Genomic DNA, 13975 nt, shown 5'->3' with positions numbered 1-13975 from the left:
TAACGAATGCTAGGAGGAGATACCTATGACCTTGACGGTACAGCACGTATTGGACCGGCTATTGGAGCCTGTGGACCGGTTGGAGCGCACCGTGGATACGCTTCAATTCGGCAGCCCCGACACGCCCGTTACGGGGATCGTATCCACGTTTTTAGCGTCGCAGGAAGTGATCGAGCAGGCGATAGCTCTGAAGGCGAATCTGATCCTTACTCACGAAGGGGCTTTTTACAGCCATCATGAACGTACCGGCTTGCTGGAGCAGGACCCTGTCCATCAGGAGAAGCTGCGCTTGATCGAATCGTCAGGCATCGCCCTGTTCCGCCTGCACGATTATATTCACCGGTATCAGCCGGACGGCATTACAACCGGGCTGATTCAGGCGTTAGACTGGTCAGGCTACGTGGATGAGCACCAGCCTAAGGTATCCGTGCTTACCGTTCCGGAGATGACGGTCCGGCAGGCGGCAGAGCATGTCAAAGCGGCGCTTGGCATCCCATTCGTGCGGATCACCGGCTCACTGGATATGACGTGCACACGGGTCGGATTGTTGGCGGGATACCGCGGCAACGGCGCGACGGCGATCCCGTTATTTGAACAAGAGCGGCTCGAACTGATCATTGCGGGAGAAGGGCCGGAGTGGGAGACGCCGGAATACGTCAAGGATGCCGTTCATCAAGGGAAGCGAAGGGCGCTGATCCTGCTGGGCCATGCGGAAAGCGAGGAGCCCGGTATGGAGGCTCTCGCAGAGCAGATGAGAGCGGAGTTTCCCTCCATCCCGGTTCATTTTATTCCGGCCGTCCGGACATTTGAAGTCCTATGACCTGGAACGAATTCAATCTGTCATCAGCCGAAAACAACTTTCTGTCAAAAGAAGGTTGTTTTTTTATTTTTTGGAGGATGCTCATCTGTTCCTTAAGGTGAAAAAATACATGTTAAATTGTGCATATTGAGTGTTATTTTGCTTAGGCCTATACTAGGCCTGATTCCAATTTCCTAGGCGAGGGACCGCAGGGAATTTGCCTATAGGGAAATGTAAACGAATTCATATTGGAAAAGGGGGATAGTCCCGGTACACCCATGCATAGAGGCGGGAAGGAGAAGTGGAATATGAGGCAGCCGAAAAGGTTGTTGGCGATGGTTATGTCATTCGTTTTATTGGTTTCCCTGCTGCCGTTGCCGGCTTCTGCCGATCAGGCGGCGATGATCCAGATCGGCAGCGACTGGCAGGGCAGCGTGTTCGGGGATGTCGGGGGACAGGATAAAATTACGGCATCCAACTTTGAAATTACGGAAAATAACGACAGTACGGTAACCCTGCGCAGCTCTAACGATCGAGGCAAAATCGCAGGAAGCTCCGAGGGGATCGCCTATTATTTCAAAGAGGTTCCTGCAGATCAGAACTTCGAGTTGTCCGCGACGGCTACAGTCGAGACATTTGCAGCGAATAATCAGGTTTCCTTCGGGCTGATGCTGCGGAATAAGGCAGCCGGGAATACGTCCTTTACGACAACGGATGTGACCTATGCCACTTATTTCAGCAATTATGTGGCTGTGGGGGCGCTGGACCAGTCGATGAAAGGATTTTACAGCCAAGACAGTACGCTGATCAAAACCGGCTACGAGTTCGACTCGGCCGCTCCGGCTCCTGGAAAAAGCTACGATTTGAGCATCAGGAAAACCGGCAGCGCTTACACTCTACGTATCGGCGATCAAGTCCAAGTAATTGATCATTTCTCGGGCAATATCGCTTACGCAGGGCTTTATACGGCGAGAAATACGAAGGTTACATTCAGCAACGTGCATCTTAACGTCGATCCGCTGAATTTGGGCGATTGGAAGTTTAGCGCGTTTGGCAGCGGGACAAGCGGGAGTACGAATCCGGCTCCGGACGTACAGTCCAATGATCCGTTTGTGCTGAAGGCTGCCGGCGGGAAAATCTCGTCTACCGATGAAGGCATATCTTATTTCTATAAAGAAATTCCGGCAAATGCGAATATCGAAATAAGCGCCAGAGCTACAATCAAAAGCTTTAACGGCACGCCGGACAGCAACTCCAATCAAAAATCGTTTGGCGTTATGCTGAAGCAAAGCGTAGGAGTTAACACTTCCAATTATATTCAGGTGGGAGGATTCGGCGGTAAGGTCGGGGCCTCTAACTTTGTACAGGCCTTTTATAAGCAATCTTCGCGAAATGCATTAGACGCATTCAATAACGTGAAGGTGCCTGCCGTCAATGAAGTATATGATTTTACCCTAAAAAAATCCGGCGATGCTTACGAAATTACCGTAAACGGCACAACGCAAAGGTATGTCGTAAAAGATCTGTTCGCAGGTAAATTTTATGCAGGCCTGTATGCGGCCAGAGATGCGGAAATTACATTCAGCAATTACCGAGTCATCGCAGATTCAAGAGTCCCGAGTCAAATCATTGCCGACACAAGTGCTATGAAAACCGCTTACTTGATCGGCGAAAGCCTGGAGCTAAAGGGTCTGAAGGTAAAAGCGGTTTATCCGGATAGCCATGAGGAACTGCTTTCCGAGGCTGACTATGTCGTCACAGGCTTTGACAGCAGCACAGCAGGCAGCAGTGCCGCTGCAGTACATTTTAACGGCGAAACCGCCGAATTGAACCTGAGCATTCTGAAACTGGACGTTACGGGACTCCAGATTCAATATTTCCCGGCCAAAACGACCTACTATCCGGGAGACGTGTTCGATCCGAACGGATTTGCAATTAGGGGTACATACAATAACGGCTACAAAGTGGAACAGCTGACGGAAGATCAATATGTCTTCTCGATTCCCGGAGCAATTGTAACCGGTACAACCTATGTTCTTACTGCACCGGGAACGCAAAAGGTGATCGTTACATCCGCCGAAACGCCAGCGACTTCTGTTGAATTCGACATTATCGTTAAAGACGCAGCGCTGACCGGGCTGGAGATCAAGCAGCTGCCGCAAAAGACGCTGTATTATTTGGGCGATACGCTGGACCTGGACGGACTCGTGGTTTATGCCAAATACAGCGACGGCCAATCCGTCCGATTGACGAGAAATGAATTGACCGTCTCGCCGCTGGATACCTCGGCAGAAGGCGCCAAAACATTAACCGTCACCCACAAAGGCCAGTCCGCTGACTTCAGCGTAACGGTGAAACAAAAATCGCTTACAGGCATTCAAACGACGCAGTACCCGAAAACGACCTATACGGTTGGCGAAAGCTTCGATGCTGCCGGACTTATCGTCTCCAAGGTATACGATAACGGGGATTTGGAAGTATTAAGCGCGAGCGATTATATGGTTGACACCGCCGCGTACAACAAGGATATTCCCGGAACCTATGATATCCTTGTTGTCCCCAATGACGTGTCCCTTGCGCCGATTGTTCTCAAAGCTACCGTGCGGGCGGGAGCGGATGCTGTCTGGAAGTCGATTCGTTTCGGACAATCGACCTCGAGCGCCAACAATAACGTCACCGTGAACGGGAACGGCACCGTCCGGGTAGAGGCGTTGGAGGGCGGGGGTAAAGTGACCGGCGATCATGACGGCATCTCCTTCTACTATACGGAGCTCGACGCGGCACTAGATAACTTCGAGCTCTCCGCAGATATTAAGGTGATTGCCTATGCCAAGACGCCGTTTGACGGTCAGGAATCGTTCGGGATCATGGCAAGAGATGCGATTGGCGCAGCCAATGATTCCAGCGTATTCGCTTCCAATATCGCAGCGGTTGGAGGCTATAGCGGCGGTACGAAAGGCCCGAACGGAACACAGCTGTTCGTTAGGACCGGTGTGACCTCGCGGGACGGCGCGGGCAGCAAAGGGATTCAAACGTATATGCTCAAAAATGAGCAGCCGAATGTGAATAACACTTATCCTGCGGCGAACTACAGGCTCAAGCTGGTGAAGACGAACAGCGGCTATACGGGCAGCCTGAACAATGTGCAGGAACCGAAGCCGAAGCAGTTCTTTTATGAGCCTGACATGCTGAACGTACAGGATTCCAAAATGTATGTTGGTTTTTATGCAGCCCGTCTGGCGACGATTGAAGTCAGCAACATTGAACTGCATGTCACGAACGCTGCGACGGATGCGCCTAAGGAAGAAGCGCCTAAGCAGCCTATCACACCGCAGATGGATATCGTATCCTTAAATAAAACCTCCTCTGCCAATTATGATTTGAAGGTCAAAGCGAATGTGAACGGTACCCTGATTGTCAAGGAAGGGCTGAATATTATCGCGCAGGATATTCCTGTAACAGCCGGGACTATCACGTCCGTACCGGCCGGGCTGCAGGAGGGCGACACCAATTTCAGCGCAACCCTGCTTCCGGATGATACGCAGAACCTGACCTCCTATGACAACCTGATTCAGAACTTCACGGTGACCATGAAAATCTATGCTCCGGGCGGAGACATCTATGTAGCTCCGGCTGGAAAAGCCAGCGGGGCGGGTACCAGCGCGAGTCCGCTTGATTTGGACACTGCGATCGATTACGTCAGACCGGGGCAGCGCATTATTGTGCAGGGCGGCACCTATGCGCGTACGGCTAAGCTGGAAATCAAGAAATATAACGACGGTACGGCGGATGCCTTAAAATATCTCGTCGCGGCCCCGGGCGTCAGACCGCTTATTGATTTCGGTAAAAACTCCGAAGGCGTTGTACTTAGCGGGAACTACTGGCATGTTACAGGCATCGATTTTGCCCGTTCTGCGCCGAATACGAAAGGCTTTACGGTTGGCGGAAGCTATAACATCGTCGAGCTGAACCGTTTCTATGAGCATGGGGACACGGGGATGCAGATCAGCCGAACGGACGACTCGGAGGATAAATCGACATGGCCGTCCTACAATCTGATTCTGAACAATGAATCGTTCGATAACCGCGATCCTGCGGATAACAATGCGGACGGCTTCGCCGCGAAGCTGACTTCCGGGGTAGGGAATATTTTCCGCGGCGACATTTCCCACAACAATATTGACGATGGCTGGGATTTGTATACGAAAGCGGGCTCCGGTGCCATTGGCGCCGTCATCATCGAGAACAGCATTGCTTATAACAACGGGACCTTGACGGACGGCACTGTCGGCAAAGGGGACAAGAACGGCTTCAAGCTTGGAGGCGAAGGCATTCACGTGCCTCACATTATCCGCAACAGCATTGCTTTTGGTAATGGCGCCTACGGTTTTACGAGCAACAGCAATCCGGGGGTTATTGCGGAGAACAACAATGTAGGCTTCAATAACGCCCGCGGGAACTTGAACTTTACGACCTATACGAATATTCCGACGGATTTTAGAATCAATGGTTTTGTTTCTTATCAAAAGAATGTGACGGCCAAAGACAATTATCCGGCCGAGCTGAGTTCTGATACGAACTTCCTCTTTAACGGAACGGCATCGGTGAATAAATCCGGCGTTCAGCTGAACGATGCCAACTTTGTCAGTTTGCAGCCGGCGCTTCCCTATCAGAGAGACGCGGCCGGTAATATCATTTGGGGTGATTTCCTCAAGTTTGTAGCACCTGGAACAGATTCGGGTACGAATCCGGGAACAGATCCAGGAACGAATCCGGGAACAGATCCAGGAACGAATCCGGGAACAGATCCAGGAACGGATCCAGGGATGGATCCTAATGAAGGGACCATTGCCGCTCCGACGGGTCTTGCGGCCGCGGCTGCGCAGAATCAGGTTACGCTTAGCTGAACCAGCGTAACGGGAGCGACCTACTACAACATCTATCGAAGTCTGGACTCTACAAACTTCTCTAAAGCGGGGTTCTCTACTACTGCATCTTACTTGGATATAAATCTTACTGCCTCTACAACGTATTATTACAAGGTGACGGCTGCCAATATACAAGGCGAGAGCGAAGCTTCGGCAGTGGTAATGACGACAACCCAGAACAGGAAAAATCATCCTTCGACATCATCTAGTCCAAGCACTTCCGCACCGGCGGCCGAAGGAGGAGCATCTTCTTCCGAGGGCGGACAAAGCTCTTCCGTCAGCACCGAGTCCGTACAGGGCAGCTATGAGGGCCGGCCGGCCGGCATTGCTGTGCTAAGCGCTTCGGCATTAAGTCCAGCCATTCAATCGCTGTCCGGGTCCGGTGCCAAGCTGACGATCAAGGTCACGGGCACATCACCGGTGACCGTTGTCCAGATACCGGCGGAATCGGTAGCTGAGACGCTCGATCAAGCGCCTGATGCGGTCATCTCTATTGAAGGAAACGGGATGACCTACGAGCTTCCTGCGGCTGCTTTACAAGTGCAGCAGTGGGCCGCCTCTCTTGGAGCCCAGCCTCAGGACATGCATGTGAGCATCGTTATTGCAAAAGTAAGCGGACCGGCATCGGATAATTTTGCGGCGCAGGCCGGTAAGCAAGACATCAAGCTTCTATCGGACCTGGTGGACTTCACGATTACGGTGGAAGCAGGCGGGAAGAAAACGGAGGTTACCGATTTCGGCAACCATTATCTCTCACGCACCTTCCGCTTGTCAGGCTCCATCGACAGCAGCAAGGCTTCCGGAGTGATCGTGAATCCGGCAACGGGAGCGATGACATTTGTTCCAACGAGGTTTGCTGCGGAAGGAAATGAGACGACGGTAACCATTATTCGGCCAGGCAACAGCATGTATGCAGTAGTTCAGGCCAATAAAACGTTTACGGATCTGAAGGGGCATTGGGCTCAGGCGGATGTCGAGCTGCTTGCTTCCAAGCTGCTTGTCAACGGTTCGACCGATACCACGTTCTCTCCGCAAAACCAAATTACCCGAGCTGAGTTTGCGGCGTTGCTCGTTCGTGCTGCAGGATTAACCGAAGTAAGCACAGCAGGCTTTTCGGATGTATCCGAGCGTGATTGGTTTGCGGGTGCGGTGGGTGCTGCATTTAAGGCTCGTCTTGTGGACGGCTTCGAGGACGGTACTTTCCAGCCAAACGCCTCCATTTCCCGAGAGCAGATGGCTGTCATGATTGTGCGTGCCTTAAATCTTGCAGGCAAACAGGCTGATGCCGATAAAGGTAAGCTTGAGGCTTTCAAGGACAGCGCACAAATCGCCGGCTGGGCTCAGAACGCTGCAGCTCAAGCGGTAAACGCGGGGATCGTCAACGGAACAAGCGGCACGGCGTTTTCTCCTCATGGTCAAGCTACGCGTGCGGAAGCGGCCGTCATGCTGAAACGGCTGCTGCAATATGTACAGTTTATGAATTAAAGAATGCAGCTTAAGCTGCAAAGCAGCGAAAGCTTCCCGTCTGTCCTAGGACTCCGGGAAGCTTTTTTGTTTTCTCTCCGGAGCAGGGTTCGCGCAGCGTTCCTTCCGTAATTGTTTATAGCTGTTCAGGTCCGTCACTTTAGGATGGCTGCTGCGGCTTCGCGGTCTGAAATAACGGGGCAAGTACAGGAGCACGGACAGCAAAATGATAAATAATAATGCGGCTAAATCCGTATTCATTGCATCACCTTCCCCTGAAATAGTTATTTGAACAATTCAAGATATTTTTATAGTAGCACAGTTGTTGTTATGATGGAAATGCATAATAAATATAAAAACATATGCGAAAAGTGGATAAGAGTAATGTTCCCTCAAGCCGAGACGATAAGCTTTCTTGATTCATAAACTGCCTTTTCAGGGTAAGCTATCTTCAAAGATTTCTTTGAATTGGGGGAGGTGCCGTATGGATTTTGCCTATATCACGGTGAAGTTGGCTACCGGTTTAGTCGGTTTATGGGTAATTACGAGGCTGTTGGGAAGAAAAGAAATTTCCCAGCTTACCGCGTTCGACTTCGTCTCCTCACTCATGCTGAGCGAAATTGTCGGCAACACGATCTACGATAAAGAAGTGCGGTTTATTGAACTCGTATACGCTTTATTTCTGTGGGCTGCATTATCTATAGCATTGGAGAAACTGGTTCAGTACGTTCCTGTACTCAGCAGGCCGTTGAACGGAACGGCCGATTTAATTATCAAGCAGGGAGTTATCGATTTTAAGGCGCTTAAGCGCAACAATTTGGACATTGACCAATTACATACGCTGCTTCGCGAACAAAATGTGTTTACCGTTCGGGAAGTAGCCTTTGCCGTATTCGAGACGAACGGAAACGTGAGCGTCATGAAAAAATCAGCCGCAGAGGCTATCCAGCGGGAAGATTTGAAGCTTCCGGCGGAGCCCGCGGCTTTTCCAGTTGTATTGATCCAAAAGGGACGCATTGACCATGCGAAATTGAAGGAGGCCGGATATGACGAAAGGTGGCTGTCGGACAAGCTTCAACAGCAGGGGGTGATCAGCCCGGAAGAAGTGCTGTATGCCGAATGGATGGAGAACAAAGGGCTATTCATCCAAACACGAGGACAATAGTGTGGCTTGCTTTTCCAACGCGCCAATCCCAAGCGTACTTTGCAGCGATACGCGTCTGTTGGTCGGTGGAGCTCTTCTATAAATCATGGTACTGTACTGACTCTTAACTCATATCGTTTTGAAGCCGTTTCATAAAATCTTCGGCGGCGCTGTAGCCCTGCTGACGCAAATACCAATTATTGGCCGCGGCCTCGACCAGTCCGGCGACATCGCGGCCCGGCTGCAGCTGAATTTCAATATGGGGGATGCGGATGTCCATATACTCCGTGAACTTTGGTTCCAGCTCCAGCTCGTTGTTAAGCGCGTCATTTTGCCATTTGGTCAGCTCGATATCGAGCACGATCCGCGTTTCCTCTTGAAACGCTTTTCTGCCGTACAGACGAGATACATTGATCAGTCCGATGCTGCGCAGCGCGAGGAACTCCTTTGTTTTCTCATTATGAGTGCCGAGCAGCGTCTCGGGACTGATTTTTTTCAGAACAACGGCATCATCCGCTACGAGCCGGTGCCCGCGGCGAATTAACGTATGGGCGGTTTCGCTTTTTCCTACGCCGGATTTTCCCCGCAGCAATATGCCGATCCCGGATACATTGACGCAAACCCCATGAATAGTCATTTCCTGAGCCAGCGCCTTGGCTAAGTAAACATCCACCAGCTCCTGAAACTTGGTTGTCGGAGCCGGAGTGCGAAGCAGCGGAATCCCTTCTTCCTCGCAGTATTTAAGCAGATACTTCAAGCCCTCTTCTTCCTGATTGCGTGTCACCACAAAGCAAGGCGGGTGATATTTCACAATATTGCCTATATGCAGATTGCGTTCGTGCTCGCTCAATGTGTGTAAATACGTAATTTCTTTTCGTCCGAGCAGCTGCACATGCGCTTGCGGAAAAAAATTAAAGTACCCTGTGAACTCCAAGCCGGGCCGGTGCGCCCTCGTTTTAGTAATGGTTCTATGCAGCTCGTTGTGTCCAGCGAGTATTTCGAGATTAAAACGATCGATCAGCTGTTTAACCGTAACCGGTTTCATCTTAAAAACCTCCTTGCGCCAAGATGATGATAAAATTAACAATTTGTATTAATATTCGATTTTGGTTCGGGGGTCTCCTGCTTGTGCAGGGCTCTACCGGTGATTACATTCTTTTCTGAAGTCAGCTTTCCTATCTATTATACGTGTTTTCGAGTGTAAAATAGATATTAAGCAATGAAAAACAATTTTATATCATTAAAAGACGAACAATAGACGGAAAAACATTGACATTATTCAAAAATAGGAGTAACCTTTTAGAGGGTTGAACTTATATATTACATGCAAAACCATTCGTATATCCTTGGCGATACGGGTCAAGGGTTTCTACAAGGAACCGATAATTCCTGGCTACGAAGGGTGTGGATTTCCCGCACCCGGAGGGCCGGGATATTTTGTTTGGCTGGGAAGCCGGCATAATTTGCGATTGGGCTGTCCCTCGGAACAAACGCCCCCAAATGAAGGTGCGGCTTTTTGATTCTTGTTTCGATCGAAATTCAAACAATTCGGGAGGCTGGGTAGAAATGAAGAACCGGTATGATGTAATTATAGTGGGAGCGGGTCCGGCAGGAATTTTTGCGGCCTACGAGCTGACGTTGAAAGCGCCTCACCTGCAGGTTTTACTTGTTGATAAAGGCCATGATATAGATCATAGAAGGTGCCCGATCCTGGAAGAGAAGATCAAGCTGTGCCCTCCTCCGGCGGGGAAAAAAGAATTTGCAGGCTGTCTTCCCGCCTGTTCCATTACGGCAGGCTTCGGTGGAGCGGGCGCTTATAGTGACGGTAAATTTAACATTACAACGGAATTCGGGGGATGGCTGACCGATTATTTGTCCCCTTCCAAAGTGATGGAGCTTATTAGTTATGTCGATAGCATCAACCTTGAGCATGGAGCGACAGATACGATAACCGATCCGACGACACCGACCGTTCGTTCTATAGAGCAGCGTGCGTACGCTGCCGGTTTGAAGCTTCTCCGTGCACAGGTGCGGCATTTGGGAACGGAACAGAATTTGGAGATTCTCAAGTCTATCAACCGGTTCCTGAAAGAACGGATCGACATGCAGTTCAAGACGGAGGTTGCGGATCTGCTGACGGTGAAAGGTCCGGACGGGTATCAGGTCAAAGGAATTCTGCTGCGCAGCGGCGAGGAGATTGAAGCGGAACGGGTTATCGTGGCACCTGGCCGGGACGGCTCGGCATGGCTGACCGAGGTGCTGCGCAAGCGCCGCCTTAAAATGTACAACAACCAGGTCGACGTGGGCGTACGTGTCGAGACCTCGGATGTCGTCATGAGGGAAATTAACGAACACTTATATGAAGGCAAGTTTATTTTCAATACTTCCGTAGGGACTCGTGTGCGTACATTTTGCAGCAATCCGTCCGGCCATGTCGTTGTCGAGAATCACAGCGGGGTGATGGCTGCCAACGGCCATGCATATAAGGACCCGGCACTGGGCTCCTCTAATACGAACTTTGCTCTGCTGGTTTCGCACCGATTTACTGAACCGTTCGATAAGCCGAACGAGTACGCACGTGAAATATGCGAGCGCGCCAACGATCTATCCAACGGCGGAGTGATTGTGCAAAAGTACGGGGATATCATTCGCGGCAGGCGCTCCACGGAATCCCGTATTAAAGAAGGCTTCCTCGAGCCTACGTTAAAAGAAGCCGTGCCGGGCGATCTGGGGCTCGTTCTTCCATATAACACGATGAAAAGCTTAATTGAGATGGTGGAAGCGTTGGATAAGGTCACTCCGGGGATCGCATCAGAGCATACTTTGTTCTATGGCGTGGAGGCCAAGTTCTATTCGGCAAGACCGAAGCTAAGTGAGCAGCTGGAAACGGAAATCTCCGGTTTGTACTGCGGAGGCGATGGAGCCGGTGTGACAAGAGGTTTGGCGCAAGCGGGTGCTGCGGGCGTATGGATTGCGAGAGCCATTGTTCAGCAATAAAAATGAGGCTTTAATATATGAATCGTTTAAGTCCATGTGGTTCAGAGATTTTCTGAATGATATGGGCTTTTTTGTATGACAATATATAAGGTTTCAGTCGATGGGCTGAACGCACTGTGTAGGCATTAAGGTGAGGAAGGGCTTCGTTAAGACAAAAGAAAGCATGTGCCTTGTGGGAATGTGTCTGATTTATCCACAAACTTGTACACATAACTAACAGCCCTTTAGCCGAAGTTGTGTATATGCCGAAGCTTGGATATTCACATATCCACAGCCAAGGTTACCCACAAGTAAATGCTTCGTGTGCAAAAGATCCTATCGATACGGCTGATTTACGGCTAAAAATTTATCTTGCCATATGAATAGTAAATGTGATAAATTGATCTTCCTGCCGTTGCGAAAGCAGCGCAGAATCAAGGCTCCAAGCATGATCTGCCCTCCCGTTGAAGAGTAAAAAATAAGGCTTGCAACGGAGCAGCTGCTGTGCTAAATTATAACTCCGGTTACTTCATAAGTAAGTAACTAGGGAATAATAAGCTGTGGATATCTCGCTGGATTTTAGAAATTGATGAAAAAACGGTGGATAAAAAACAGTTGCAATGAATCAGGGAATGTGTTAAATTAGATTTCGTTCTCAGGAAAGTAAGCAACTAGCTAAAAGTAAGTGTTATATAAAAAAAGACTTGCATGCTGGTTGTTAATATGGTAAATTAGTCAACGGTTGTTTTGAAAAGAAACAATCGCTGATATAAAGCTTCCTTTAAATAAGAAGCATTGCCCTTTGAAAACTGAACAACGAGTGAGTGAAATAAAGAGAATGCAAATTCTCGCTAGCAAGAAATTTTGAGCTTAAGACAAGCTCTGTTACAAGTTCTACAACTTTAATGGAGAGTTTGATCCTGGCTCAGGACGAACGCTGGCGGCGTGCCTAATACATGCAAGTCGAGCGGATTTCACCTTCGGGTGAAGTTAGCGGCGGACGGGTGAGTAACACGTAGGCAACCTGCCTGTAAGACCGGGATAACTATCGGAAACGATAGCTAAGACCGGATAGCTGGTTCTCTCGCATGAGGGGATCATGAAACACGGAGCAATCTGTGGCTTACGGATGGGCCTGCGGCGCATTAGCTGGTTGGTGAGGTAACGGCTCACCAAGGCGACGATGCGTAGCCGACCTGAGAGGGTGATCGGCCACACTGGGACTGAGACACGGCCCAGACTCCTACGGGAGGCAGCAGTAGGGAATCTTCCGCAATGGACGCAAGTCTGACGGAGCAACGCCGCGTGAGTGATGAAGGTTTTCGGATCGTAAAGCTCTGTTGCCAGGGAAGAACGCTTGGGAGAGTAACTGCTCCTGAGGTGACGGTACCTGAGAAGAAAGCCCCGGCTAACTACGTGCCAGCAGCCGCGGTAATACGTAGGGGGCAAGCGTTGTCCGGAATTATTGGGCGTAAAGCGCGCGCAGGCGGTTATTTAAGTTTGGTGTTTAAGCCCGGGGCTCAACCCCGGATCGCACTGAAAACTGGATGACTTGAGTGCGGGAGAGGAAAGTGGAATTCCACGTGTAGCGGTGAAATGCGTAGAGATGTGGAGGAACACCAGTGGCGAAGGCGACTTTCTGGACCGTAACTGACGCTGAGGCGCGAAAGCGTGGGGAGCAAACAGGATTAGATACCCTGGTAGTCCACGCCGTAAACGATGAGTGCTAGGTGTTAGGGGTTTCGATACCCTTGGTGCCGAAGTAAACACAGTAAGCACTCCGCCTGGGGAGTACGCTCGCAAGAGTGAAACTCAAAGGAATTGACGGGGCCCCGCACAAGCAGTGGAGTATGTGGTTTAATTCGAAGCAACGCGAAGAACCTTACCAGGTCTTGACATCCCTCTGACCGGTACAGAGATGTACCTTTCCTTCGGGACAGAGGAGACAGGTGGTGCATGGTTGTCGTCAGCTCGTGTCGTGAGATGTTGGGTTAAGTCCCGCAACGAGCGCAACCCTTGACTTTAGTTGCCAGCATTGAGTTGGGCACTCTAGAGTGACTGCCGGTGACAAACCGGAGGAAGGTGGGGATGACGTCAAATCATCATGCCCCTTATGACCTGGGCTACACACGTACTACAATGGCCGGTACAACGGGAAGCGAAGGAGCGATCTGGAGCGAATCTTTAGAAGCCGGTCTCAGTTCGGATTGCAGGCTGCAACTCGCCTGCATGAAGTCGGAATTGCTAGTAATCGCGGATCAGCATGCCGCGGTGAATACGTTCCCGGGTCTTGTACACACCGCCCGTCACACCACGAGAGTTTACAACACCCGAAGTCGGTGGGGTAACCCGCAAGGGAGCCAGCCGCCGAAGGTGGGGTAGATGATTGGGGTGAAGTCGTAACAAGGTAGCCGTATCGGAAGGTGCGGCTGGATCACCTCCTTTCTATGGAGTCCATGATGACGGTAGGTCATCGGACATAAATTCACTCACTCGTTGCTCAGTTTTGAGAGGTGCAATAGACTCTCAAACCTACTGACAACTGAAACGATGGAAACTTCGTTTACCCGTTGCAGGACAGCTTGTTCCTTGAAAACTAGATAACGAAACAAAGCATAGAATCATCCTTTAAAGATGTTGATCTTATCGATCTTCATGTTTAAT

The 13975-nt window shown here is 50.3% G+C and carries 7 protein-coding genes, 1 rRNA gene and 1 riboswitch; of the genes, 6 read left to right on the top strand and 2 right to left on the bottom strand.

What is annotated here, in order from left to right:
- The first annotated feature begins 25 nt into the window (after positions 1-25).
- The 3 genes from ACHHV8_RS28565 (at position 26) to ACHHV8_RS28555 (ending at position 7212) form a co-directional block, all read left to right on the top strand.
- Positions 26-820, top strand: a complete 795-nt coding sequence (locus ACHHV8_RS28565; RefSeq protein ID WP_395162708.1) for a Nif3-like dinuclear metal center hexameric protein — start codon at positions 26-28, stop codon at positions 818-820.
- Between the two features lie 287 nt (positions 821-1107).
- The gene (locus tag ACHHV8_RS28560) at positions 1108-5706 is read left to right on the top strand and encodes a bacterial Ig-like domain-containing protein (RefSeq protein WP_395162707.1); all 4599 of its coding nucleotides are present in this window, start codon (positions 1108-1110) and stop codon (positions 5704-5706) included.
- A 183-nt stretch (positions 5707-5889) separates the two neighbouring features.
- Positions 5890-7212: an S-layer homology domain-containing protein gene (locus ACHHV8_RS28555; RefSeq protein ID WP_395163651.1), complete on the top strand. Its 1323-nt coding sequence runs from the start codon at positions 5890-5892 to the stop codon at positions 7210-7212.
- 45 nt (positions 7213-7257) lie between these two features.
- On the opposite strand, the gene ACHHV8_RS28550 is transcribed toward ACHHV8_RS28555, so the two are convergent.
- Positions 7258-7452: a hypothetical protein gene (locus ACHHV8_RS28550; RefSeq protein ID WP_395162706.1), complete on the bottom strand. Its 195-nt coding sequence runs from the start codon at positions 7450-7452 to the stop codon at positions 7258-7260.
- A 223-nt stretch (positions 7453-7675) separates the two neighbouring features.
- Between ACHHV8_RS28550 and ACHHV8_RS28545 the strand changes: the two genes are divergently transcribed.
- The gene (locus tag ACHHV8_RS28545) at positions 7676-8356 is read left to right on the top strand and encodes a DUF421 domain-containing protein (RefSeq protein WP_395162705.1); all 681 of its coding nucleotides are present in this window, start codon (positions 7676-7678) and stop codon (positions 8354-8356) included.
- Between the two features lie 103 nt (positions 8357-8459).
- On the opposite strand, the gene hprK is transcribed toward ACHHV8_RS28545, so the two are convergent.
- Entirely contained in the window at positions 8460-9380 is a 921-nt protein-coding gene (hprK, locus tag ACHHV8_RS28540; protein WP_395162704.1) for an HPr(Ser) kinase/phosphatase, read from the bottom strand.
- Between the two features lie 271 nt (positions 9381-9651).
- Positions 9652-9751: riboswitch (purine riboswitch) on the top strand.
- Positions 9752-9901: 150 nt separating this feature from the next.
- On the opposite strand from hprK, the gene ACHHV8_RS28535 reads away from it, so the two are divergent.
- Together ACHHV8_RS28535 and ACHHV8_RS28530 are read left to right on the top strand one after the other, a co-directional pair.
- Positions 9902-11332, top strand: coding sequence for an NAD(P)/FAD-dependent oxidoreductase (locus ACHHV8_RS28535; RefSeq protein WP_395162703.1), 1431 nt, complete (start codon positions 9902-9904; stop codon positions 11330-11332).
- An 881-nt stretch (positions 11333-12213) separates the two neighbouring features.
- Positions 12214-13756 (top strand): 16S ribosomal RNA (locus ACHHV8_RS28530).
- The last annotated feature ends 219 nt before the right edge of the window (positions 13757-13975 follow it).

The organism is Paenibacillus sp. TAB_01 (assembly GCF_043945595.1).
Taxonomy (GTDB): domain Bacteria; phylum Bacillota; class Bacilli; order Paenibacillales; family NBRC-103111; genus Paenibacillus_S.
Note: the sequence above shows the minus strand (reverse complement) of the source record. Positions and strands in the feature narration are given on the sequence as shown.

Coding starts and splice junctions, on each gene's coding strand:
- ACHHV8_RS28565 (WP_395162708.1), top strand. CDS start 26: ATGACCTTGACGGTACAGCACGTATTGGACCGGCTATTGGAGCCTGTG.
- ACHHV8_RS28560 (WP_395162707.1), top strand. CDS start 1,108: ATGAGGCAGCCGAAAAGGTTGTTGGCGATGGTTATGTCATTCGTTTTA.
- ACHHV8_RS28555 (WP_395163651.1), top strand. CDS start 5,890: ATGACGACAACCCAGAACAGGAAAAATCATCCTTCGACATCATCTAGT.
- ACHHV8_RS28550 (WP_395162706.1), bottom strand. CDS start 7,452: ATGAATACGGATTTAGCCGCATTATTATTTATCATTTTGCTGTCCGTG.
- ACHHV8_RS28545 (WP_395162705.1), top strand. CDS start 7,676: ATGGATTTTGCCTATATCACGGTGAAGTTGGCTACCGGTTTAGTCGGT.
- hprK (WP_395162704.1), bottom strand. CDS start 9,380: ATGAAACCGGTTACGGTTAAACAGCTGATCGATCGTTTTAATCTCGAA.
- ACHHV8_RS28535 (WP_395162703.1), top strand. CDS start 9,902: ATGAAGAACCGGTATGATGTAATTATAGTGGGAGCGGGTCCGGCAGGA.